This window comes from Bacillus sp. SIMBA_008 (genome assembly GCF_046535495.1).
Lineage (GTDB): Bacteria > Bacillota > Bacilli > Bacillales > Bacillaceae > Bacillus > Bacillus subtilis.
Genome location: NZ_JAWRWL010001194.1, coordinates 1 through 239, shown reverse-complemented (window position 1 = coordinate 239; position 239 = coordinate 1). Strand labels below are relative to the sequence as shown.

Annotated in this window: 1 protein-coding gene; it reads right to left on the bottom strand. The window is 61.1% G+C overall.

Going from position 1 to position 239, the window contains the following annotated elements:
- On the bottom strand, nucleotides 1-239 hold a 239-nt coding region (locus SB658_RS27230; RefSeq protein WP_410603658.1), incomplete at both ends, for a hypothetical protein.

The window sequence follows — 239 nt, the reverse complement described above, 5'->3', positions numbered from 1 at the left end:
CTGCTCGAATAGGTGTACTCGGTGACCCGGCCCAATGCATCCACCACGAAGCGAAGGCGCTCGGTGTCGTTGTACACGTAACGGGTGGTCTGGCCGCCGGTGGGCAATGCCGTACCGGTGCGGTCAGGGTCCGTGCCGGTGTAGCGGGTCTGGCTCAAAAGCTGGTTCTGCGCGCTCCAGGTATTCTGGACTGCATTACCCAATGCATCCCATTGCCACAGTACGTTTCCGTTGGCGTC